Annotated in this window: 20 protein-coding genes; 19 read left to right on the plus strand and 1 reads right to left on the minus strand. The window is 33.6% G+C overall.

What is annotated here, in order from left to right; all coding sequences use genetic code 11:
- Window positions 1-60: 60 nt before the first annotated feature.
- On the minus strand, window positions 61-2,571 hold the full coding sequence (locus tag ACUN27_RS04520) for an O-antigen ligase family protein (RefSeq protein WP_445558451.1): 2,511 nt from the start codon (window positions 2,569-2,571) through the stop codon (window positions 61-63).
- A gap of 152 nt (window positions 2,572-2,723) precedes the next feature.
- Between ACUN27_RS04520 and ACUN27_RS04525 the strand changes: the two genes are divergently transcribed.
- The 19 genes from ACUN27_RS04525 (at window position 2,724) to ACUN27_RS04615 (ending at window position 23,992) form a co-directional block, all read left to right on the plus strand.
- Complete coding sequence (locus ACUN27_RS04525; RefSeq protein WP_445558452.1) at window positions 2,724-3,548, plus strand: ABC transporter permease; 825 nt, start codon at window positions 2,724-2,726, stop codon at window positions 3,546-3,548.
- Entirely contained in the window at window positions 3,538-4,779 is a 1,242-nt protein-coding gene (locus tag ACUN27_RS04530; protein WP_445558453.1) for an ABC transporter ATP-binding protein, read from the plus strand. The genes ACUN27_RS04525 and ACUN27_RS04530 overlap by 11 nt, the downstream gene beginning before the upstream one ends.
- A 5-nt stretch (window positions 4,780-4,784) precedes the next feature.
- Complete coding sequence (locus tag ACUN27_RS04535) at window positions 4,785-5,480, plus strand: hypothetical protein (protein WP_445558454.1); 696 nt, start codon at window positions 4,785-4,787, stop codon at window positions 5,478-5,480.
- Window positions 5,481-5,522: 42 nt separating this feature from the next.
- Entirely contained in the window at window positions 5,523-6,875 is a 1,353-nt protein-coding gene (locus tag ACUN27_RS04540; protein ID WP_445558455.1) for a protein kinase, read from the plus strand.
- A gap of 202 nt (window positions 6,876-7,077) precedes the next feature.
- On the plus strand, window positions 7,078-9,483 hold the full coding sequence (locus tag ACUN27_RS04545; RefSeq protein WP_445558456.1) for a glycosyltransferase: 2,406 nt from the start codon (window positions 7,078-7,080) through the stop codon (window positions 9,481-9,483).
- A 17-nt stretch (window positions 9,484-9,500) separates the two neighbouring features.
- Entirely contained in the window at window positions 9,501-10,472 is a 972-nt protein-coding gene (gene gmd / locus ACUN27_RS04550; protein WP_445560595.1) for a GDP-mannose 4,6-dehydratase, read from the plus strand.
- Window positions 10,473-10,482: 10 nt separating this feature from the next.
- Window positions 10,483-11,439: a GDP-mannose 4,6-dehydratase gene (locus tag ACUN27_RS04555; RefSeq protein WP_445558457.1), complete on the plus strand. Its 957-nt coding sequence runs from the start codon at window positions 10,483-10,485 to the stop codon at window positions 11,437-11,439.
- A 5-nt stretch (window positions 11,440-11,444) separates the two neighbouring features.
- A complete protein-coding gene (locus tag ACUN27_RS04560; RefSeq protein ID WP_445560596.1) occupies window positions 11,445-12,815 on the plus strand; it encodes a sugar phosphate nucleotidyltransferase in 1,371 nt (456 codons plus the stop codon).
- A 51-nt stretch (window positions 12,816-12,866) separates the two neighbouring features.
- Window positions 12,867-14,294 (plus strand): MBOAT family O-acyltransferase, encoded by a 1,428-nt coding sequence (locus ACUN27_RS04565; protein WP_157318059.1) that lies wholly within the window; start codon window positions 12,867-12,869, stop codon window positions 14,292-14,294.
- A gap of 100 nt (window positions 14,295-14,394) precedes the next feature.
- Window positions 14,395-16,116, plus strand: a complete 1,722-nt coding sequence (locus ACUN27_RS04570) for a DHHW family protein (RefSeq protein WP_445558458.1) — start codon at window positions 14,395-14,397, stop codon at window positions 16,114-16,116.
- A gap of 55 nt (window positions 16,117-16,171) precedes the next feature.
- Window positions 16,172-18,352, plus strand: coding sequence for a hypothetical protein (locus ACUN27_RS04575; RefSeq protein ID WP_445558459.1), 2,181 nt, complete (start codon window positions 16,172-16,174; stop codon window positions 18,350-18,352).
- 42 nt (window positions 18,353-18,394) lie between these two features.
- Window positions 18,395-19,105 carry a glycosyltransferase family 2 protein gene (locus tag ACUN27_RS04580; RefSeq protein ID WP_445558460.1) on the plus strand — a complete coding sequence of 237 codons (711 nt, stop codon included), beginning with the start codon at window positions 18,395-18,397 and terminating at the stop codon, window positions 19,103-19,105.
- Window positions 19,106-19,108: 3 nt separating this feature from the next.
- Window positions 19,109-19,513: a DUF2304 domain-containing protein gene (locus ACUN27_RS04585; protein ID WP_157317870.1), complete on the plus strand. Its 405-nt coding sequence runs from the start codon at window positions 19,109-19,111 to the stop codon at window positions 19,511-19,513.
- Window positions 19,506-19,838 (plus strand): hypothetical protein, encoded by a 333-nt coding sequence (locus ACUN27_RS04590; RefSeq protein WP_445558461.1) that lies wholly within the window; start codon window positions 19,506-19,508, stop codon window positions 19,836-19,838. Before ACUN27_RS04585 ends, ACUN27_RS04590 begins: the two co-directional genes overlap by 8 nt.
- Window positions 19,839-19,856: 18 nt before the next feature.
- Window positions 19,857-20,600: a sugar phosphate nucleotidyltransferase gene (locus tag ACUN27_RS04595; protein WP_445558462.1), complete on the plus strand. Its 744-nt coding sequence runs from the start codon at window positions 19,857-19,859 to the stop codon at window positions 20,598-20,600.
- 14 nt (window positions 20,601-20,614) lie between these two features.
- Window positions 20,615-21,160 carry a dTDP-4-dehydrorhamnose 3,5-epimerase gene (gene rfbC / locus ACUN27_RS04600; protein ID WP_445558463.1) on the plus strand — a complete coding sequence of 182 codons (546 nt, stop codon included), beginning with the start codon at window positions 20,615-20,617 and terminating at the stop codon, window positions 21,158-21,160.
- A gap of 18 nt (window positions 21,161-21,178) precedes the next feature.
- The gene (rfbB, locus tag ACUN27_RS04605) at window positions 21,179-22,195 is read left to right on the plus strand and encodes a dTDP-glucose 4,6-dehydratase (RefSeq protein WP_445558464.1); all 1,017 of its coding nucleotides are present in this window, start codon (window positions 21,179-21,181) and stop codon (window positions 22,193-22,195) included.
- Window positions 22,196-22,197: 2 nt separating this feature from the next.
- Entirely contained in the window at window positions 22,198-23,055 is an 858-nt protein-coding gene (rfbD, locus tag ACUN27_RS04610) for a dTDP-4-dehydrorhamnose reductase (RefSeq protein ID WP_445558465.1), read from the plus strand.
- On the plus strand, window positions 23,042-23,992 hold the full coding sequence (locus tag ACUN27_RS04615; protein WP_445558466.1) for a glycosyltransferase family 2 protein: 951 nt from the start codon (window positions 23,042-23,044) through the stop codon (window positions 23,990-23,992). The genes rfbD and ACUN27_RS04615 overlap by 14 nt, the downstream gene beginning before the upstream one ends.
- The last annotated feature ends 80 nt before the right edge of the window (window positions 23,993-24,072 follow it).

Consider the following 24,072-nt stretch of genomic DNA (forward strand, 5'->3'; position numbering starts at 1 on the left):
ACAAAAAAAGGCTATCTCTCAGGTCAGTTCAGACCTTTTGAGATAGCCTCTTTCTTTTTATTATTTTGGAAAGCTTGCAGTAACAATCGCATCAATGTTTTGCTTCTCAGCAGGATCTTTTGCAATTAATTTATCCTGAAGGGCTTGATCGTTTTTGCCTTGTTTCTGTAAAGCAGCCAGATACCATCGGATCAAAGTGCGATTCGGTTGATCATCGAGATTATCTGTTATATACGGTTGTATCGTTGAAGCAGAACCGGCGTAATCTCCACGCATATAGCTGATTTGACCGACATTCAAAGCCATATTTGGTGTAACGGCAAAAGGACGACCTTGCGCCTGCTCTTTAGGCAGGTTTTTCAGGGAATCAACGCGAGCTAGAACTTCTTTGTAAGTAGCAAGAGCATCATCAAGTCTTTTATTGTATTCCTGCGTATTGTTCTTTGCACTTGCTTGATTCGCAAGATCGATATTTAGCGTTATACTTTTTTCGTACATCTCCGTGTACCAAGGGTAATTTATAATCTGAGAATTTGACCAGTTTAGTGCCTCTTCGTGCTTGCCTTTTATCAGAAGCATATTAAGCTGCTGCATGGCCACCGCGCGGTTATGCGGTTCTTTTTTCAACAGCTGATTCATTAGATCTTGGGCTTGATTGAAAAAAGGCTCCGCTTTTGTTGGATCTTCTTTCTGCACTTGATTATAGACCTGAAGCAGAATTCCGATTCTGCTGACTTGGCCCGTTAGCAAATAATCCGGATGCGCAGGGTGTAGAGAGATTGCTTTGTCTAATGGCTTAATAATTTGATTGTAGTCTTGGCTGGTTTTGATAACCGCAAGCGTTTCTTTATAAGAACCATTTGCCGAGAGGAGCTGAACCGAGATGTAGAACATCACTAGCGACAAGATAGCCAGCAGCGCTGGGAATGATTTGTGAATCACTGCAGAATCGTTTTTAAAACGAAGCGGTGCTGATGAAGTGTTACTAAGCAGTCCGCCAAGAGCAAGGAACAGAATAGCGCCCAAGTACACATAACTCAAATCGAAGTCAATCATACTGTGGACCAAGAGTGAAATCGTTACAATGAAAAACAGGAAGTGGAGATCTCGTTTCTCCTGTGAACTTTTGATGTAGCTTCGTATGTAGAACACCATGACTGCTATTACGAAACCTACGAATGCAAGGAATCCGAGCGCTCCGGTCTCAACCAGATATTGAAGAGCGAAGTTATGAGCCTGTCGGCTTGTGTATGGATTGTTTTGATACTTCTCATATAAAGAAGCCCAAGCTCCACCGCCGGCACCTATGATCGGATAATCCGTCCAAAGTTTGATTGCGTCTTTGTAGAACGTTCCACGTTCTAGAACGCTGTGCTGTTGGAAGTTAATATTTTCAATCCGAGTTTTTACATTGTCAGGAAGAATGTTTTTGAAGCCAGTATCACTTAGGATTAGAATGGCAGCTAGAACACCAACAACGATAGCCGCTACCGGAAGAATGAAAGTAGCATATTTTTTTGCATCAAAACGAGCGGTAATTCGCTCTAACCATGGAGCAATGAAGAGCTGTATAACGACAGCAACCACAGTGAAAACTACAGAAGCAATGAGCAGAATTGACCAGCCGTGCCATGATTCAGAAGCACTAGGCTGCTTTTGTAAGCCGATTCCGATATCCGTTACTTTTTGAAGAATCAAGATAGACGTTAGGAAAGCTAGTCCGAACTGAAGGAGAGCAAGAATCTGTCTGCTGATTGAAAAGAAGAACAACATAATTAAGAAAACAATCGGAATAACCACAATCGCACCGCGGGAAAGCGTCAACCAGAAAGAAACAAGGATTGGCACCAACAAGAATGCATGTGGGAGAACCGTTTGCCACTTGCGAGACTTCACTATGAAGAACAACGCTCCAAGTGACAAAGTAATTAGGAAAGCCGCGTATGTATTCGCGTATTGAAAAACAGAAGTCAGACGCAAACCGTTCGAGTCTGTCATGATCGCATCGCGGTATAAATTCGGTGAATCCATAAAGGCAAACCAACTAACCAGGTGAGCTGCAAAGCTTCCATTACCCAGCCAGTACAAAAGTCCGAATAAAACAATGAAATATCCCGATATCATCAATAAACTTGCAACTATCGACACACCAAGCTTGTTTTTTGTCAGAAATACACCTAAAATGAAGAAGGTTGCATACAGCATTTGGATATAGACCATATTGGTTGCCAAATAGTGTGAGGCCGAGTTCGACAAAGAAATGACATAAGTAAGAGGCATAATGAGTACTAGAATCGTTAATACGTCTTTCCGATCCTTAAGCTTGAAAACAAAGAAAGCCAGGACTGCAATCAGCAGCATAATGATGGAGGACCACACCGAAGCCGAGTAGATCGAGCGCTCGAAATCATACGTCCCTCCGTTAAACAACGCCCGCTGAAACGGCGCCCAGAACATGAATAAGCCCGTAAACACAATTAAAATCCAAAAGATAACAGAGCTCTTCTCTGTCGTTATCGTACCATTCGCTTTTGCACGCGACGCCGCGTAGGCATTCTTACTTGCACTCATGAGAAAATAGTCTCCTTCTTCGCTAAAGTTCGACTTCATTTTAGCATAGATGGAAGCGAGTTTCCAAATGGAGAGCCATTTTTTTATTAAATTATTAGCGAGTCTTTATAAAAAATATGAATTAGAACTTTTATACACTAGGTGGTTAACAAATGCAGCAGAAAAAATACAAGTTTGATATATTTGGTGTTTTTAGTACATTGTGGACACATTATGAATTAATAAAACAATTTACCAAAAGAGAGATAGCTTCACGATATAAGGGTTCCTTATTAGGTATAGTTTGGTCACTAATTACACCTATAATAATGCTATTTATTTATACATTTGTATTTAGTGAAATATTTAAATCGCGCTGGACAGTAGATAATGATAATAAGCTACAATTCGCACTAATTGTATATTGTGGACTTATAATATTCAATATATTTGCAGAGGTAACAACTAGGGCTCCATCACTTATATTAAATAATCCAAACTACGTAAAGAAAGTAATATTTCCGTTAGAAATCCTACCTGTTGTAAGCATGCTTTCTGCATTATTTCAAGGAAGTATTAGTTACATAATTTTAATAATAGGAATATTAATTAATCAAGGAACAATTAGTATTTCCCTGATATTGTTACCAATCTTAATAATACCTTTTTTACTATTTTTGGTAGGCATTACTTGGATATTAGCTGCTTTTGGAGTTTATTTTCGTGACATTGGTCAAATTATTGGATTGGCTGTTCAAGGAATTATGCTTCTTACTCCTATTTTTTATCCAATATCTGTAGTTCCAGATAAGTACTTGATGATTTATCATTTGAACCCTTTAGTATACATAGTTGAGGATACTCGAAAAGTTTTAATTTGGGGACAGTTTCCAAGTTGGTATTCTCTTAGTTTAAGCTTTTTAATTGGATTTGTTTTTTTTGTAATTGGTTATAATTTCTTTAAAAGAACCAAGGGAGGGTTCTCTGATGTTATCTAATGGGAATGTAATCACAATTGATGACGTGAGTAAAACTTATAAAGTATATAATTCTCCCAAAGATCGATTTATGCAAAATATATTCCGAAAAAATAAGTATTATAATGAGTTTCATGCCTTGAAAAACATTTCATTTTCTGTTGAAAAAGGTGAGATGTTAGGAATAATTGGCCGGAATGGATCTGGGAAGAGCACTTTACTTCAACTCATTGCTGGTACATTGTTACCAACAGAAGGGTCTATTAATGTTAATGGTCGTATAGCTGCATTATTGGAACTAGGTAGCGGCTTTAATCCCGAATTTACTGGGAAAGAAAATGTGATCTTAAACGCATCTATTTTAGGTTTAACTAAAGATGAAATTTCTGAGAAATATGACGATATTGTAGCTTTTTCAGAAATTGGTGATTTTATTGAACAGCCTGTTAAAACATATTCAAGTGGAATGTTCGTTCGTTTAGCTTTTTCAGTAGCTATTCATATTAAGCCTGAGATACTAATAGTTGATGAAGCTTTAACAGTTGGTGATGTGTTTTTTCAGAGAAAGTGCTTTTCCAAAATCAGTGAGTTGAATGAAGATGGATGTACCTTGATTTATGTTACCCATGAATTGGCAACACTTAAACAAGTAGTGAACAGGGTTATTTTGCTAGAAAATGGAGAACTTAAATTTGATGGGGAACCCGTAAGCGCAGTAAACAAATTTTATAAAAGCGTTTATGGTGCGAGTAGTGTTGAAAAAAAAATATTAGAACCGAGCGTTGAAAAGGCAAATGAGTTTCTCCCAATGAATGATCGTGAAAGATATGGAAATCAGGACGTAATTATAGAAGGAGTAAAAGTTGCGAATTACAAAGCATTTATTTGGTCAGGAGACCCATTTGAGGTTACTGTAAGTATTAATTGTATAAGATCAGTATCACAACCAGTATTCGGGTTTAGAGTAAAAACGATTTCAGGATTAGATGTATTTGCTTTTAATACCAGGGATGATGGTATACAGATTCAGGACTTAGATGAAGAACAAAAATATTTGCTTAAGATTTCAGTTAATAATTTAAATTTAGTTGCAGGTGAATATTTTATGTCTTTTGCAATAGGCATCCAAGATAGGGACGAGTACATCCCAGTTGATCACCGTATAGATGCAATAAATATAAAGGTTATTCAAAATAATAAAGCTACTGGAATTATAAGCTTAAATCCGGAAATTTCAGTGACAAAGGAATAATAATTATGAGCTATCAGCCATTGGATTGGGATATAATTTCGTTGTTGCAGATGAAAAAAGATAAAATAGATACGATTAGTTTATTTAATTCGATGAATTTATCAAGCGTTGAAAGATTTACCTTTGATAGATCAATTGTTATTTCACAATTTCTTTTGGACAAGGGCCTGAAGAGACCAAGCGTTCTGGATTTAGGTTCGAGTGGTGGTGTTTTCGCTCTTACTTTTAAAATAATACTAGATGCTCATGTTACGGCTATCGATGACGATAGATATATATTAATTCAAGGAGAAACAGAAAGCTCTAGTATTAAAATGATGAAGAATAGACTAAAAAGACTAAATATACAAGGGATTATCCCTATTAATACCTCAATTGAGGAGTATATTGGTAATTTGCCGCCAATACCACTGTATGATTCAGTATTGTTATTAAATATATTGCATCATTTTTATACTGGATATGGTCAAGGAAGTAGCTATGGTCAAATGGATTTCGAGGAAACAAGCCAACTACTCCGTAAAATTGGAGCAATTACGTCAAAATATTTATTCTTTGAAATTAATTCGTCCGTTATTAAAGATTACGAACAATACTTAACAGATATTATGTATATATGTAATTTCAGAAAACTTGAATATGTAACAAGATCTGTGGCTACTGATGGAAGTCTAAGAGCCATTTGGTGCTTCATAAAGTAAGTTAGGATGGTGTTCATAAGAATGAATTTTAATCTACCGATGATGATAAACAATAAGCTTGAGTATAATGTTAATTCCGAAAGAGTCTATTGTTCAGATACTTGTCTTTATAAAACAAAAGAATATTTAGCCTTTCATTTGTCTGGATTAGGTGGAAGTAGTAATCATCTAGATTTGCCACTAATTACAGTGCAAAATACATTTGTAAAGAAAAAAAATAATTCAAAAAGAAAATGTAATCATCTTACATATAACTATGAAATACTTCCCAATACTCAGTTTGAGATATTTGAAAATTTAAGATCCGATCCAATTCCTGGTCTTTTATATATTCAAGACCAATGTTCTTGTTCTTATGAAACAGAATATTTTAGCGGAGACCTTGCTTACTGTGAATCTTTACCTATAACTGAATACTATCTTAGAAATTTTCATTGTAAAGAAGATTGGAATAATGAATCTCTTATAGAATTTGTTTGTCAAACTTCTAGAGTATTGGTAGAGCTTCAAAAAAGAAGTCTAATTCACGGAGATGTTGCTGCACATAATTTTTTGATTAATGATAGAAATGAAATAAAGCTTATTGATTTGGACAATTTTTATTTCGGCAATGACGAAATGATAGTTCAAGAAATTTGCGCTTATGTGTTATATACTGTTTTCCCAATTATGTTATCTTTCAAAGAATTCTCAAGTGCTGAAATTGTTGTTTCAAATTTCTTTGATGCATTGTTTAATAATAGTAACGTAAGAAACAACTGGCCAGAGGTATTGATATCGTTTATTGATAAAAATGATGGTGATAATATTTCTGATTTTAATAAATATTCAATTATAATGCGAGCATATTTATATAATTTAAAAATCCTTAAAGAGAATTACCAAAATAATGTTTCACTTTCAAATAGAACACAGCAATTACAAACAGAATTGTTAGAAGCAATCCGTGTGAAAAATAATTATAGTCAGGAGTTAACAGAAACTCACAACAAGCAATTAAATGAAATAAATATTTACGTCAATTCACTTGAGACTCAATATAGAGAAAGTTCAACATATGCTATGACTTTAGAAAAACAAGTGACAGAGATGAAAGAATATATATTATCATTAGAAGCAAATTTAACTGAGACAAGATTCCATGCAAAGAATATAGAAGAACGAAATAGCGTTCTAGATCTTGAACTATTAGAAAATATCAACATGAAAGCTGAACAAAAGAAAGCATTAGATGAATTGAATAACAAAGTAACTGATCAAAAAGTAAACATAGATGAATTGAATAAAATAATAATTGAACAAAAAGCAAGCATAGATGAATTGAAAAAAACAGTTGAGGTTGAACAAGCAAAAATAGAAGAGTTAAACAAAAGAAAAAGAAAGTTCCTTTTTTAACGTAACAAAATAAATCTGCAAAGGGTGTATTTTTATCAAAACGGCAGTTTTTACAATAGTATCAAAAAATTATATTGCATTTGCAAGAACATTAATAGAATCTGTAAAAAAACATCATCCAGAATGGGAGCCATTTGTTTTACTAGTTGATGAGATAGATAATAAAATTAACCCGGAATTTGAACAATTTAGTCTCATATCTATGAATGAAATAAATTTACCTGACTTTAATAAATTTATATTTAGATACACAATATTAGAGTTAAATACTGCTGTTAAACCATGGATGTTCTATTGGTTATTTAATGAAAAAAATTATGATCACGTTTTTTATATTGACCCAGATATTTATTTGTATGACAGGTTAGCAGAGGTAGAGGAGGCGCTAATTGAAGGGAACCTGATGGTATTAACGCCTCACTTAACTGGCTTCTTAAATGATGATAAAAAGCCAAGTGAACAAAATATATTACAAGCAGGAACATATAATCTAGGTTTTTTAGCCGTATCGAAACAAAAGGAAACTAATGTTTTTCTGAATTGGTGGAAGAGTAAATTAGAATTCGATTGTACAGTTGATATTGCAAATGGTTTATTCGTTGATCAAAAATGGATGGATCTTGTTCCTGGCTTTTTTCCAAGAGTTAAAATATTGCATCACCCCGGGTATAATGTTGCATATTGGAACTTAAATCATAGAAATGTTAAGTATATTAATGATTCATATCATGTTAACGAAGAAAGACTCGTTTTTTTTCATTTTAGTGGTGTAAATCCATCCAATCCTTCTTCTTTATCAAAACATCAGGATCGACTTACTTTAAAAAATATAGGTGATGCCGCGGCACTAGTTAAAAGATATGCCGATGATGTACTTAAGAACGATCATGAAAATACAAAGATGATGAAATATTATTATGCAAATTTTAGTGATGGAATATCCATTAATGATTTTGTTAGAATTTCATATAGGAACAATGAAGAAATTCAAAAACACTGTGGCCAAAACCCATTCATACAATCAGGGTATTTTTTAACAACTCAAGCTAGGTTTGAAGATAGATCCAGCAAGTTACCTCTAATTACACATATCATGTATTCTTTGTGGCTTTCTAGAAAAGATTTACAAAGTGTATTTTCAGATATATGGAATAAAGATCGAATGATGTTTTGTCAATGGTTCGTAGATAGCGCACAAAGAGAGTATAATTTTACGGAAGCTTATACAGAACCTGTTCTAAAATCTCTTGTCCAATCAGACAGTAGAACAGTAATAACAGAAAAAGAAGTTCAGCCAATTATTACAAATAATACTAAGGCATATGTTTCTCGTAAATTATATCATACGGCTCTTAGATTAAAGCCTCTAATTTTAAAAGTTGCACCAAAATCAAGCAAAAATAAGCTTAAGATGATAAAAGAAAAATTACAAAAAAACGCTTATTCTGCATCCACAATTGTAAGTACTGAATCGGCTCCTGCTAAGGTTGAAAGCCCGCAATTTACACAGGGGATTAATTTGATAGGATATTCGCGTTCTCAAACAGGTGTGGGTGAATCATGTCGCTTGGCCGCGCGGGCTCTAGATAATTATGGTTTACCTTTTGGAGTTCTGAATTATAATGTTGGAAATCCTGCTAGCAATACTGATATAACTTGGATTAATAAAGAAATCGAAAAGCCCATTTATAATGTCAATATCCTACATATTAACGCCGACCAGATCCCAATAGCTTTTGACTATTTAGGCAATGAAGTTTTCTCAGGGAAATATAATATTGGTTATTGGCACTGGGAGTTACCAGACTTCCCTGATGAATGGAAAAGTAGTTTTCAATATTTAAATGAAATTTGGGTTCCTTCTCGATTTATTATGGATTCAGTGTCAAAAAAATCACCAATTCCTGTAGTTAGAATCCCTCATGGTATTCAAGTTACAATACAAGAGCAGATTAGCAGAGAAGAATTTAACTTACCTTCTAATACATTCTTATTTTTAACAATGTACGATGTATATTCTTTTCAGGAACGAAAAAATCCGAATGCAGTTATTGAAGCATTTAAAAAGAGTTTCAGCGGTGATAATATTTCTGTAGGTTTAGTTATTAAAGTAAATCATTCTTCAAATAACCAAGATGAAGTTCAACAGTTACAAGAGTTGATTAAAGGGTACGATAATATTTATTTGGTTGCTGAAACAATGTCACGAGACAAAGTAAACTCGCTCATAAATTGTTGTGACTGTTTCATATCGTTACATCGTTCCGAAGGTTTTGGACTGGGCTTAGCAGAAGCAATGTATCTAGGCAAAGCTGTTATTGGAACAAATTGGTCGGCGAATACTGATTTTATGACTGAAAAAAATTCATGTGTAGTTGATTATAAATTAGTTCAACTAGGGCAGGATTATGGGCCATATAAATCATATCAGCACTGGGCAGATCCTGATATTGATCATGCTTCATATTTTATGAAAAAGTTGGTTGGAGACGAGAACTTCTATCGTGATATTTCTAAAAAAGGAGAATTTACAATAAAAACGGAGTTCTCTCCAAAAGCGGTTGGTACACAAGTAAAAGAAAGATTACAGCATTTAGGATTATATTAAAAGATGGGGTGTCATTTTTGAAAAGCGCATTAATTACAGGTATAACAGGCCAAGATGGTGCATATTTAGCTCAGCTCTTGCTAAACAAAGGATATAAAGTGTATGGTTTTATTGCAAGAAGAAGTACAGATACACAATGGAGATTGCAATATTTAAGGATTCAAAACGAAGTTCAATTAATTGAAGGAGATCTCACTGATCTCTCCTCGATAATGAGAGCCATTCAAATTGCGAAGCCACAAGAAGTATATAACTTAGCAGCACAAAGTTTTGTTGGTACTTCATGGGAACAACCAATCACAACAGCTCAAATAACAGGAGTAGGGGTTCTAAATGTACTTGAAGCTATTAGGTTAATTGATTCATCTATTAAATTTTATCAAGCTTCGACCAGTGAGATGTTTGGTTTGATTCAAGAACCTATGCAATCTGAAAAAACTCCCTTTTATCCAAGAAGCCCATATGGAGTAGCCAAACTTTATGGTCATTGGATTACTGTTAATTACCGCGAGAGTTTTAATATTTTTGGATGTAGTGGTATTTTATTTAATCATGAATCGCCATTACGCGGTATCGAATTTGTAACTAGAAAAGTAACTGATGCAGTGGCAAGAATTAAATTAGGAAAACAAAAGGAACTCCGCCTAGGGAATATTGACGCACAGAGGGATTGGGGTTTTGCAGGTGATTATGTTGATGCTATGTGGAGAATGCTTCAACAAGAACTACCTGATGATTATGTCATTGCAACAGGCAAAACAACAACTGTAAGAGATATGTGCAAAATCGCTTTTACATTTGTAGGTCTTAATTACGAAAATCATGTAGTGATTGATCCGAAATTTTACCGGCCCGCCGAAGTTGATATATTATTAGGTAATCCTGAGAAGGCTAAAAAGCACTTGAATTGGGAGCCTGAAACAAACCTGGAAGATTTAATTCATATGATGGTTGAGGCCGATTTAATTCGAGTAAGAAAAGAAAGCTAAGGAGTTTTCAATGAGAGTACTAATAACGGGATCAGGTGGTTTTGTTGGGTCTCATTTAACACAAAAATTGTTAGATGAGGGACATGAGGTTATAGCAGGATCAACCGTTTTGACTGAAAAAAATTCAAAATATAATTTGAAGAAAGTATACCTGAATGTAAATGATAAAGAATCAATAGAAGAAGTATTGAGAAAATATAATCCAGAAGGAATCATTAATCTAGCAGCGCAGTCTTCAGTGGCAAAAAGTTGGGAAATTCCAGAAGAAACTCTTTTAGTGAATGTACTTGGGACCCTAAACATAATAAATTCAATGTGTAAGAATACACCATATGCAAAGTTTATTAATATTGGTTCCAGTGAAGAGTATGGATTAACAGCAAAAAATGGTGAATATTTAACTGAAATTATGCCATGTTTACCACAAAATCCATATGCTACTAGTAAGTTGTCAGCAGGCCAACTTGCTTTACAGAGTGCAAAAAAACATGGATTAAATATTGTACATGTTAGAGCCTTTAATCATTTTGGACCTGGACAAAGATTGGGATTTGTTGTAAGTGATTTCGCTTCCCAAATTGTGAATATTGAAAAAGGTAAGTCCCCTTCAGTAATAAATGTTGGGGATTTAAGTGCTCAAAGAGATTTTCTTTATATAAAAGATCTAGTGAATGCGTATACTCTGCTTCTTGAATCTAAGAAATTAGATCTGGGTATAGTTAACGTCTGTTCAGGAGTACCCCGAAAGATTGAGGACATACTCAAGTATATGATTACTCAATCAAAACGAGAAATTACTGTTAACTTGGATTCTACTAAACTTAGACCTTCAGATGTACCATTTTTCGTTGGCTCAAATGGAAAAATTAAGGAGACGCTCGAATGGGAATCGACAGTTGAGTTTAATGATGGACTTGAATTAACGATTGAATGGTGGCGTCAAAATCTTCTGTACGAAAAAGGATGATGAATTTGAAGTTAATATTATTATCAGGGGGATCTGGCAAAAGATTATGGCCTTTATCAAATGACTCACGTTCCAAACAATTTCTTAAGTTGCTAAAAAATGAGCGGAATATGGAAGAATCAATGATTCAGCGAGTTTGGAAGCAATTAAAGAAAGTTGATTTAGATAAAAGAACAATAATCACAACCAATAAATCTCAATATGATATGATTTTAAATCAGTTAGATGAAGAGATTAACATTGTAATAGAACCTAATAGAAGAGATACTTTTCCAGCTATTGCGTTAGCTGCGACATATCTATTCTCAGAACAAAATTCTGATTTGAATGAAGTAGTCTGTGTGCTACCAGTAGATCCATTTGTGGAGGATCACTTTTTCGATAAGATTAAAGATTTCGAACAAGTACTAACCACATCAGGTGCTGATATAGCTTTAATTGGGGTTCAACCAACAAATCCTTCTGAAAGTTATGGTTATATTGTCCCAGCAAGAAATGAAAGTGTTAATAGTAATTATGTGCGTGTTAGTCATTTTAAGGAAAAACCAACAACTGAAGAAGCAAAGAATTTAATCTCAATGCAGCAAGCTTTTTGGAATTGCGGTGTTTTTGGTTTCAAACTAGGCTATTTGATAAATGTCCTTAGAAATAATGATCTACCTACAAACTATATGGAATTATTGGAGAGTTATAGCGAATTACCGAAAATAAGTTTTGACTATAAAGTTGTTGAAAATGCAACGAAAATAGTAATGGTACCATATAAAGGTTACTGGAAAGATTTGGGTACTTGGGATACATTAACTGGAGAAATGTCGACTGATGTACTTGGGAAGGGGATTATTAGCGAAGATTCCAAAAATTCTAATATTATTAGCGAACTAGATATCCCAGTTGCAATCTTAGGAGTATCAAATATTGTGGTTGCTGTTAGTCCTGATGGAATTTTGGTTAGTGATAAGAATAAAAGTCCAATGATAAAAAGTTTAGTAACTTCAATTGAAAATAGACCTATGTATGAAGAAAGAAGATGGGGGTGGTATAGAGTACTTGATTATACAAAACAAGATAATAAAGAATCAGAAATATTGACAAGAAGAATATGCATCAAAGAAGGAAAAAACCTTAGTTATCAATATCATTTAAGACGATCTGAAACTTGGAATTTTATTAGTGGCAAAGGCGAGATCGTTTTAGATGGAAAACGTTTATTTGTTAATTCGGGGGATGTAATTAAAATAAATAGTGGAATGAAACATGCCTTAAAAGCAATTACAGAATTAGAGTTTATAGAAGTTCAAATAGGCACTGAATTAATTAACGAGGATATAATTAGAATACACAATAACTGGGAAGATATTTTGTCAGAAATTTAAAGAATTAAAAATAAGGGATTTTTTATCTAATTTAAAATTAGGGTGACAATAATGGTATTTAGTAGTCCGATTTTTATTTTTCTATTTTTACCTTTAGTTCTATTGTTATATTTTCTTATAAGAGTTCAGCTGCGGAACATTTTACTGTTGTTAGTTAGTTTGTTTTTTTATGCATGGGGTGAACCAAGAGCCGTAATTTTAATGGTTTTTTCAATATTACTGAATTATTGTTTTGCAATATTAATTGAACAAAATAATAAAAAAATAAAGCTAAGTAAAATATTATTAGCTGTTGCAATCGTTATTAATTTATCATTTTTAGTATATTATAAGTATATTAATTTTATCTTAGATAATCTTAATAATTTATTAGCAATTTTTAATACACAGCCAATTGTAGTAAATGAAATATCTTTACCTATTGGAATCTCATTTTTCACCTTTCATGTAATCTCTTACATTGTTGATGCGTATAAAGGAAAAATTCCAGTTCAGAAAAATCCTCTTTTACTTGGATTATATGTATCTTTCTTTCCACAACTTGTTGCTGGCCCGATAGTACGTTATCATGATATTGCAAATCAACTTACTGATAGGACCATTGATATAAATGGAGTTGCTTACGGTTCGAAGAGATTTATAATAGGACTAGGGAAAAAGGTATTAATTTCTAATCCTCTCGCATTAGTCGCTGATCAAATCTTTGCGTTAAATAATGGTGAACTATCGACACCAATTGCCTGGTTAGGTATTATTTGTTATACACTTCAAATTTATTTCGATTTCTCAGGATATTCTGATATGGCTATAGGACTAGGAAGAATCTTTGGATTTAAATTCTTAGAGAATTTTAATTATCCATATATTTCATCTTCTATTCAAGAATTTTGGAGAAGGTGGCATATTTCTCTTTCCACATGGTTCAGGGATTATTTATATATTCCTTTAGGTGGAAACAGGGTAGGGAAAATTAGGTTTTATGCTAATTTATTGATTGTATGGCTTGCTACAGGTATTTGGCATGGTGCTAGTTGGAATTTTATTGTTTGGGGTTTATTTCACGGTTTCTTTATAATTATTGAGCGTTTACCCAGAATAAAAAGAATTCTTGACTTACTATGGAGGCCATTTAAACATTCATATACACTTCTAATCGTGATTATAGGTTGGGTTTTCTTTAGATCTGAAAATCTAAGCTTTGCATTACAATATCTTAAAATGATGTTTATTGGGCATTCCTCGGGAAAAATACACTTAAGTGTAATAACATACCTAAATAACGAAGTTTTCTTAGCTTTATTTATTGGAATAACAGCTTCTACTCCGATTATATTAAAACTTAATAATTTTACAAAATCCAAAGCGACTAACTATGGAATTTATGTAATTAAGTTAGTTGGTTTGGTTTCAATATTCATATTAACGGTTATGTCATTAGCTAGTAATACTTATAACCCTTTTATTTATTTCAGATTTTAAAACTAAATATTGTAATTCGAGTAAAGTTTTATTAGCTAAATTCATTTTGTTCATATTCTGCTGATTAACCCGTTAACTTAAAAAAGTTAGGATTGAGAGAATGTCTAAACGACTTATATTAATTTTATGTTCACTTTTTCTCGTGTTTTTTTTCTTCATTAGCTTAAATATAAGTGGAAAGATTACATCAAATGAAAAAATAAATTTACTGGCTGAAATTAAGACCTCAACCGATGATACATACCAGTTATTCTACGATACTGGCAAAGGTTATAATGAGTCTGATTCAATTCCATATTTTGTTTCAGGATCTTCTGAGTTTCAACAGATTAAATTTATGCTACCTGTAGCTGATATTGTAAATTTAAGATTGGATTTTGGTTCTAAAATTTCTGAAATTCAGATTAAAGCAATATACCTTCAAAATGCTAGGAATAAAACAAATATTACTGATGAATTTGATTTGAAACATGATATTGGTTCTTATTCTACTAATAATGGATTAATTACATTTACTTCAATTGGTACAGATCCATTTATTAATACTAAAGATATTTCTAAAAGTTTTTATAGTTTAAAAAATAAAAGTAGTATATATATATTAAATATAGTGATATCCCTCTTTTTTACAATTGTATTTTTTTTCCTTCTGAAAACTAATTCTATTCATATTGCTAATCTTATTAATTTTTTGAAAAATAACCTCCAATCAACCATATTAATTGTTACATTCATTTTGTTGATATTTATTCCTCTTTTTAGCAATATTCTGCCAAAGAAACAATTAGTTTCTAATAATGAAAATAGAGTCCTTGCATCTAAGCCCGAGCTCACATTTAAAAATATTAATACATTTCCAAAAGAATTTGAAAAATATTTTAATGATAATTTTGCAATGCGTAATCAATTATTAACACTTAATAATTATATTAAAGTAAAAACACTTCAAATTTCCCCGAATCCTTTAGTTGTTCTTGGTAAAAATGATTGGTTATTTTATACAGGAGATAATGCGCCAGAATCTATGGATGATTATCGAGGAATTGTTCGTTTTACAGACAGTGAATTAAACACAATTAAGAGTAATCTTGAAACGAGAAAAAAATGGTTAAATCAAAAAGGTATTACTTACTTATTGTGTATTGCACCAAATAAGCAGACGATATATCCAGAATATTTACCAAATAATATTAGAAAAATTAATGATGAAACAAGAATGGATCAGCTCATTAATTATTTGAAAAAAAATTCAAATATTGATGTGTTAGATTTAAGAAAAACTTTATTTGAAAATAAGTCAGGAGATATGCTTTACTATAAAACTGACACTCATTGGAATGAATATGGAGCTTATTATGGTTATCAGGAAATAATGAAAAGTTTAAATTCTATTTATCCCAATTTGAAGCCTATACCTATATCAAGCTTCACAATAGATAAGAGTTTTGGTTTAGGAGGAGATATTTCAAATATGTTAGGTATGAAATCTGAGTATGTGGATAGTTATATTCATTTACAACCTAAATTTAATACTCATGTAACCGATTTAAAAGTTGATAATAATATGTACCCAAATCCAGAGCAACTAGTCACAAAACAAATAAATGATGAAAAACTACCCAAATTGATAATGTTCAGAGATTCTTTTTCTACTTCCATGATTCCGTTGCTATCGTTGCATTTTAATAAGAGTATATATATATGGGATCATAAGTTTAATGGCAATATTATTGAAAGGGAAAAACCGAATATTGTAATTGATGAAACAGTAGAAAGATTACTTCCAACCTTATTACTTCCAAATTCAATTGAAGTAAAATAACTTTGGAAATAAATTTTCAAAACAATCAATTGAAAAAATTGAGGGAGAACAATAGATGATAAGAGATCTGAATAACCGCATTAATTTTTTTATAATAGTAGGGATATTTTTAGTGAGTGTGATTATCAGATTTTATTTAAGTCAATTAACCGCAGCTCCCATTGTTTTTGGTGACGAATTACTTTGGAGTAAATTAGCTGAATCCTTTCATAATCAATTGAATACAGATTTCAGAGGAAACTATTTCATTACTCAAAATATACTATACCCAATAATAATATCAGTTGCATACTTTTTTAATGATTCTTCTATGATTTACTTAACTATTAAGTTGATAAATTGCTTTTTAATGTCTGCGGTTGTTTTTCCCATTTTTTTACTTTCAAGACGTATATTTGATAATAGATGGTTAGTTTTCTTTTTAGTAATTATTTCAGTTTCTATACCGGAGATGTTTCAAACAGCACTTATTATGCAAGAATCCCTTTTTTATCTTATTATTGTTGTAACAATTTACTTTATTTTCATTGAATTTGAAAACCCATCTAATTTCTCAACAATCACTTGGAATCTATTCATATCATTTTTATTGTTTTTATGTTATTTTACCAAGGCAATAGGTCTAGCATTATTTTTAAGTTATTTACTTTATACAATACTAAGTTATTTTATATTTAAGCGTAATAAATTAAAGGAAGTTGCCTTAAAGGTTTTGTATATTTCTATTAGCTTTGCTTCTTATTACTATTTGACTAAGCTTTCAATTGAATTTGTTAATGGATTTCCAGATATAAGTGATCTATATATGCAAAAGTTTCATTTTCAGTTCAATATTGATTTTTTAATGAAAGCTGCAACTGGATTAGTACTAATCTCCTTTTACACCATTATAGCGTTTATGATTCTGCCAGTGATTGTCTCAATTTCTAGTATATCAAAACAACACTCGGCCATTAACCAATTAAGTATTTTTATATTATTGAGTACTATAATATCAATTGTCATTATAGATTTTATGATATTTGTGCTTGAAACATCGAGTATTTATGAGATAAGAGTTCATATTCGATATTTGTTTGTTTATTTTATCTTCTACTTAATCGCTTGTGCCTACCAGTTATATAATAAAAATGAAAATTTAGTGAACCTATTTTTTATTGTACTAAGTGTACTTTTTGCAGCATTATCATCTTTTATTCTAGAGAAATATAAGCTTGTAAATGCTATGCTATATGTTGATGCTATGATGCTCTCTTATTTTAATCTTTATTATAAATATGACGTTTTCAAATTACTGTTTAACATTGGAATCATAATAAGCCTTACTATATTTGTTTATTGGCAGATAAAAAGGAAATTTCGACAAACTTTAATTTTTACTCTTGCATCCGTTTTTATTATTTCATTAATAGGTAATTTTACTATGTATTCGTTATATTCTTCGAATTATAAAAACATTGGGAGTGGTTTTGGTAGTAATGAGCTCAGAAAAGAAATTAATTCTATCTCTAATTTCTTAAATGAAAAGAATAAGGAAAAGAGTGTTAAAGTATTACTCATGCCACGTACTGAAGCAAAAATGGATGGTGGGGATGGTTTTCGAATTGATAGTCTAGAAAGCATGCTTAATGTGAATTACAGCTTTCTGCCTTTTTTAGAGGGGCTCAATGCTCCGTTTACAGACGGGGTGTTCAATCTTGAAAATTTTTATCCGTTCGGCTACAAATATACTAACTCTCCTAAAGTTCCAATTGGGAAAATTGACTACGTAATTACAACTGTAGAAAATGTGATCTTTGAACACTTAAATCTTGTATCCATTGATGGTGTTGGTAAATTTTACAGAGTTTATAAAGTCGATAACGAGAATGGGACATTCGCAGTTGCTCAAATGATAATAAATAGACACGTGGATTTATGGAATGACGGTATTGTTAAAATTCGGATTTATTCAAATAAGCAACATATTAATGTAGATCTTAATTTAAATGCAACAGATAATCCGACTAACCCAACAATTAAAATTAGTGATAGTACTGGTCATTTAGAATCTACAATAGTAAAAAAAACGGGTAGCATTTATAGTTTTGAAGCAAATAAGAACCAACAGGATCAGTTTTTTGAAATTTCAATTGAAAGTAATGATTCATTCGTGCCCAAAACGATAATACCTAATTCGGTCGATACAAGAGAACTTTCATTCAGATTACTCGATGTTAAAATAAAGAAGGATTAAGATATAATAGTCAAATTTTGCAGAATTGGAGGGAGATATATTTTGAGGACACTAATTATAATTCCTGCTTATAATGAAGAGAAAAACATTGGAGATTTACTTCACAAAATTTTAGAAACTGAATTAGATAATTTCGATATTCTTGTAGTAAACGATAAGTCTTTGGATAGTACTTCAGAGATATGTTCACATTTCAATGTTAAAGTGATAGACCTTCCATGTAATTTAGGTATTGGTGGGGCAGTTCAGACTGGATATAAATATGCACGAAAATATGGTTATCAAATTGCGATACAAGTTGACGGTGATGGACAACATGACCCAAACTATTTGAAAACAATTATTGAGTTATTGCAAAGTAAAAAGGCAGACATGATTATTGGGTCAAGGTATATAGAAAAGCAAGGATTTCAATCGAGTGTTTTAAGAAGGGTGGGTATAAGATACTTCAGTAAATTAATTAAGTTGTTAATTAAGGAGAAAATTACAGACCCAACTTCAGGTTATAGGGGGTGTAATTCGAATGTAATTGAAATATTGTCACAGTATTATCCATCCGATTACCCAGAACCTGAGTCAATTGTCTATTTAAAGAGAAATGGATTCAAGATTATGGAGATTCCAGTTAAAATGAATGAAAGATTAGGCGGAGTCTCCTCAATTCGATCTTTCAGAACATTATATTATATGATTAAGGTTTCATTGGCTATAATTATTGATGTTTTAAGAAAATCTCCTCAAAAGGAGTTCTAAGAAATGATTTCATTTAAGCTTCAGCTATTTTTAATAGTATTTTGTTTTATATGTTTCATGATGTTTTTAAATCTGATAATCAAATTTAAATTAGATCTAAAGTATTCATTATTATGGTTTTTACTTATAATAATCACAATTAGTTTGGCAGTCTTTCCAAATTTGGCAGAACAGGTTGCTCATTTTATAGGTATTGAAACTCCAGTTAATGCTATCTTCCTCTTTGGGATACTTCTAACACTTATCATTATGTTTAGCCTTACTCGTACCTTATCAAATCATCAGAGTAAAATAAAAGAGATTTCTCAAGAACTTGGTGTTTTAAAACTTGAGGTACTTGAATTAAAAAATCAACAACTTAAAACTAATTATCATCTTAATAATGAAAAGGTTAATGAAAATGAATAATATGTTACTTCTTGCTCTTAATATAATTTTTCTAGTGTCAGGACAAACTTTGTGGAAAATGGCATCCTTAGGGATCAGTGGGAGTTTCTTGAGAATATTTTATACACCATATTTTTTAGCAGGTGGTATTTTGTATGTATTAGCTACGGGGATTTGGGTATATCTTTTGTCTAAATTGCCATTGAGTTATTTATATCCTTTGCAAAGTTTGGCATATGTATTAGGAACAATTATTGCTTGTGTAATTTTCAAAGAAGTTATTCCAGTAACAAGGTGGCTTGGCGTTTGTGTTATTATATTTGGAGCTTACTTAATTGCAAAATGATTATTTGGAGGAATAAAAATGAAAGGTATCATTCTGGCTGGAGGAACAGGCTCACGTCTGTTTCCATTAACAAAAGTTACAAACAAACACTTACTTCCTGTCGGTAAGTACCCGATGATTTTCCATTCAGTAGCTAAGCTCAAACAAGCAGACATCAACGACATTCTAATCGTTACTGGTAAAGATCATATGGGTGACGTAGTGAATCTTCTTGGCAGTGGGCGCGAAATGGGAGTAACCTTCACTTACAAAGTTCAGGATGAGGCTGGTGGTATTGCTCAAGCTCTAGATCTAGCTGAACATTTCGTTGGGGATGACCAAATGGTCGTGATTCTCGGAGATAATGTATTTGAAGAGAGCATCGTTCCATTTGTTAATAATTTTAGGGCTCAACGTAAGGGCGCTAAAATTCTTATTCAAGAAGTTCAAGATCCTCAAAGATATGGGGTTCCTGAGCTAAATGGAGATAAAATTGTCTCAATTGAGGAAAAGCCAAAACGCCCAAAAAGTAATTTTGCAGTAACAGGAATTTATATGTACGATAGTTCCGTGTTTGGTATTGTTAAGACACTTAAGCCATCAGGCCGCGGTGAACTTGAAATTACTGATGTTAATAACGCGTATATTGAAAGAAATGAATTGACTTATGATATCCTTCAAAGCTGGTGGACGGATGCTGGGACACATGCTTCTTTAGCTAAAGCAAATGAATTGGCTAAAGATATGCTGTTTGGCGAAGAATTTGGGAAACTTAAATTATAAGAGGTGTTCATATCATGCAAGTCATAACTACTAAACTTGAAGGATTATACATTGTCGAGCCCGATGTCCATGGAGATAATCGTGGCTTTTTTATGGAAAGCTATAGCAGTCGAAAATTTGCTGAGCATGGAATTGATTTTCCCTTTGTTCAGGATAACCATTCACTGTCCGTGGAAACTGGCGTTGTACGTGGACTTCACTATCAATTAAATCCCAAGGCGCAAACAAAGCTTGTTCGAGTAACGTCTGGAGCAATTTATGACGTTGCGGTGGATATTCGTAAAAACTCATCTACTTTCGGGCAGTGGGTTGGGGTCATTCTAAGCGAAGACAACAAGCGACAACTACTTGTCCCACAAGGATTTGCACACGGTTTTTGTACGATTGTTCCAAATACACAAGTGCTTTACAAAGTGGACGAGTATTACTCACCGGAGCACGATAGAGGAATTCTTTGGAGCGATCCAGCGCTTGGCATTGATTGGCCTACATCTAAACCAATCCTTTCTGATAAAGATCAAAAGCATCCGCTGCTTAGAGATGCGGAAATTAATTTTTAAGATAGGAGCCTTTCACAGATGAAAATACTCGTAACCGGCGGAGCAGGGTTCATCGGCAGCAACTTCGTTCATTATATGCTGGAACGTTATCCTAGCTATCAAATCATTAACTTGGATGCATTAACTTACGCAGGAAATCTGGAGAATCTTAGATCAATTCAAGAGAACGACAATTATACATTCGTAAAAGGCGATATCACTGACTCGACGCTTGTGAATAGTCTATTCGAACAAGGAGTAGATACTGTCGTTCATTTCGCCGCGGAATCACATGTGGATCGGAGTATCTTAGAGCCAGATGTTTTCGTGAAAACGAATGTCCTCGGTACACAAGTGTTGCTTGAGGCTGCACGGAAATATGATGTTAAAAAATTCGTCCATGTTTCCACAGATGAAGTTTACGGTACTCTTGGAGAAACAGGTCTTTTCACTGAAGAAACCCCTCTTTCTCCAAACAGTCCATACTCAGCTAGTAAAGCAGGTTCGGATCTTCTAGTTAGATCTTATCATGAGACTTTTGGTCTTCCTGTGAACATCACCCGTTGTTCTAATAACTATGGGCCGTATCAATTCCCGGAAAAGTTAATCCCATTAATGATTGCTAACGCATTAAATGATAAATCTCTTCCTGTATATGGAGACGGACTTAACATCCGTGACTGGTTGTATGTCGAGGATCACTGCAGCGCGATTGATTTAGTTTTACATAAAGGAATTAATGGCGAGGTTTATAATATTGGCGGAAATAATGAGAGAACGAATATTCAAATCGTGCAAGCGATTCTTCGTGAACTGGGGAAACCAGAGTCATTAATTCAGTACGTTAAAGATCGTCCTGGACATGATCGCCGATACGGTATAGATGCAACTAAGATTACAAAAGAGCTAGGCTGGGAGCCTAAACATAATTTTGAGACTGGCATTCATGAAACGATTCGTTGGTACTTGGATTATCAGGAATGGTGGAAAAGAATTCAGACTGGTGAATACCAACAATATTTCGCCCAGCAATACGGCGAGCGACTAGGAGTCTAGAGATGAAGATCTTAGTGACAGGGGCGAATGGACAACTAGGGCAGGATATCGTTAAAATTTTGGGCAGTAACCATGAAATATATGGTTTTGGAAGAGAGCAGCTTGATATTACGAACGAACATCAATGTCTTGAAGTGTTAGAATCCCTTAAGCCGGATGTTGTCATCCATAGCGCTGCTTACACAGCTGTTGATCTAGCTGAGACGGAAGAAGATAAGGCTTACGAAATTAATGCATTCGGAACTAGGAATCTCTCCGTTGCTGCTGAAAAAGTAGGAGCGAAACTTTGCTATATAAGCACAGATTATGTTTTTGATGGGACTGGTATAACGCCATATCGAGAATATGACAATACGAATCCTCAAAGTATTTATGGGAAATCCAAAAGAGCTGGGGAACTCCTCGTTCAAACGCTTTCTACGAAATACTTTATCGTCAGGACATCGTGGGTCTATGGTTTGTATGGAGCGAATTTTGTGAAAACCATGCTTAAACTAGCTCAGGATCGCGACAGTTTGAAGGTTGTAAATGATCAGTTCGGATCACCAACGTACACGGTTGATCTTGCAAGTTTTTTGGAGCAGCTTGTTCGAACTGAACGTTATGGCATTTACCATGCTTCAAACACTGGAGTTTGTTCGTGGTTTGATTTTGCTAGCGCGATTTTTGAGGAAAGCGGGAATCAGATAAATGTAATACCATGCTCTACAGAAGAGTTTCCGCGACCTGCACCAAGACCACGCTTCTCAGCGATGGACCATATGGCAATTCGGACGAATGGATTTGAAGATTTAAGACCATGGCGTGAGGGGCTTCAAGCTTTCTTAGAGGAACTTGGAGTGAGTAATGTACACAGTTAGTATCCATATAGTGACCTACAATAGCTCTGAACACATTGACGACTGCTTAAATGCAGTCATCATGCAATCCTACCCCATAAATCAAATCGTTATTATTGATAATGCTTCAAAAGACAACACACTTGAGAAGTTACAAAAGTGGTCGGACAGGATTCTTCTAGTTAAGAATACTAAAAACAACGGCTTCGCCGGCGGACACAATCAAGCACTAAGAATGACAGACACGGACTTTTGCTTGATTTTGAATCCAGATGTAGTCCTCGATGAAGACTACGTGCTTAAAACAATAGAAGCAATAGAGAACACACCAAGTGCAGGCAGTTCCACAGGGAAACTGCTTTTCAAAGCCGATCCAAAGCACATTGACAGCACGGGGCTTATCATCAACAAGGCACGTAGGGCATTTGACCGCGGAGCTCATCAGTCTAGCGAGGGTTTCCAGCTACCTGAGGAAGTGTTCGGCGCCTCAGGCGCCGCGGCCATGTACTCTCGCAAGATGATCAATGACATTAGTTTAGATGGCGAGTTTTTCGACGAAGACTTCTTTGCATACAAAGAAGATGTAGATGTCGCTTGGCGAGCACAGCTGCTCGGTTGGAAGGCTCAGTACGAGCCATCTGCAATCGCGTATCACGAACGAGGCTGGAAAGAAGGCGGCAGGAGTAGTAAGCCGCTTTTTGTCAGGAGACTGTCCTACATTAACCGTTACAAAATGATGGTAAAAAACGATACGGTTCCAGCAATGCTCAAGCACATTGTTCCACTTTTAATATACGAATGCCTCAGCTTGGCTTACTCTCTTTTAAGAGAACCAAAGCTGCTAGGAGCATGGGCTGACTTCTTTCGCAACTATTCGGATCTCCGTAAGAAGAGACAATCAATACGCAGTAAGCAAAAAGTATCAGCAAACGAACTAATTAAGTGGTTCAGATCATAAGATTAGCACAAGCTAGTCTTATTTTTTTAGGCTAATTTTAATATTCGCATGTTATAATAGGGGTAATGAAATTAAGACAA

This window comes from Paenibacillus sp. WC2504, from assembly GCF_052682475.1.

Excerpts from the sequence above, each read along its gene's own strand:
- ACUN27_RS04520 (WP_445558451.1), bottom strand. The coding sequence starts at position 2,571 with ATGAGTGCAAGTAAGAATGCCTACGCGGCGTCGCGTGCAAAAGCGAAT.
- rfbD (WP_445558465.1), top strand. The coding sequence starts at position 22,198 with ATGAAGATCTTAGTGACAGGGGCGAATGGACAACTAGGGCAGGATATC.
- ACUN27_RS04565 (WP_157318059.1), top strand. The coding sequence starts at position 12,867 with ATGGTATTTAGTAGTCCGATTTTTATTTTTCTATTTTTACCTTTAGTT.
- ACUN27_RS04545 (WP_445558456.1), top strand. The coding sequence starts at position 7,078 with ATGAATGAAATAAATTTACCTGACTTTAATAAATTTATATTTAGATAC.
- ACUN27_RS04535 (WP_445558454.1), top strand. The coding sequence starts at position 4,785 with ATGAGCTATCAGCCATTGGATTGGGATATAATTTCGTTGTTGCAGATG.
- ACUN27_RS04530 (WP_445558453.1), top strand. The coding sequence starts at position 3,538 with ATGTTATCTAATGGGAATGTAATCACAATTGATGACGTGAGTAAAACT.
- rfbB (WP_445558464.1), top strand. The coding sequence starts at position 21,179 with ATGAAAATACTCGTAACCGGCGGAGCAGGGTTCATCGGCAGCAACTTC.
- ACUN27_RS04570 (WP_445558458.1), top strand. The coding sequence starts at position 14,395 with ATGTCTAAACGACTTATATTAATTTTATGTTCACTTTTTCTCGTGTTT.
- ACUN27_RS04575 (WP_445558459.1), top strand. The coding sequence starts at position 16,172 with ATGATAAGAGATCTGAATAACCGCATTAATTTTTTTATAATAGTAGGG.
- ACUN27_RS04590 (WP_445558461.1), top strand. The coding sequence starts at position 19,506 with ATGAATAATATGTTACTTCTTGCTCTTAATATAATTTTTCTAGTGTCA.
- ACUN27_RS04585 (WP_157317870.1), top strand. The coding sequence starts at position 19,109 with ATGATTTCATTTAAGCTTCAGCTATTTTTAATAGTATTTTGTTTTATA.
- ACUN27_RS04615 (WP_445558466.1), top strand. The coding sequence starts at position 23,042 with ATGTACACAGTTAGTATCCATATAGTGACCTACAATAGCTCTGAACAC.
- ACUN27_RS04595 (WP_445558462.1), top strand. The coding sequence starts at position 19,857 with ATGAAAGGTATCATTCTGGCTGGAGGAACAGGCTCACGTCTGTTTCCA.
- ACUN27_RS04525 (WP_445558452.1), top strand. The coding sequence starts at position 2,724 with ATGCAGCAGAAAAAATACAAGTTTGATATATTTGGTGTTTTTAGTACA.
- ACUN27_RS04555 (WP_445558457.1), top strand. The coding sequence starts at position 10,483 with ATGAGAGTACTAATAACGGGATCAGGTGGTTTTGTTGGGTCTCATTTA.
- ACUN27_RS04540 (WP_445558455.1), top strand. The coding sequence starts at position 5,523 with ATGATAAACAATAAGCTTGAGTATAATGTTAATTCCGAAAGAGTCTAT.
- rfbC (WP_445558463.1), top strand. The coding sequence starts at position 20,615 with ATGCAAGTCATAACTACTAAACTTGAAGGATTATACATTGTCGAGCCC.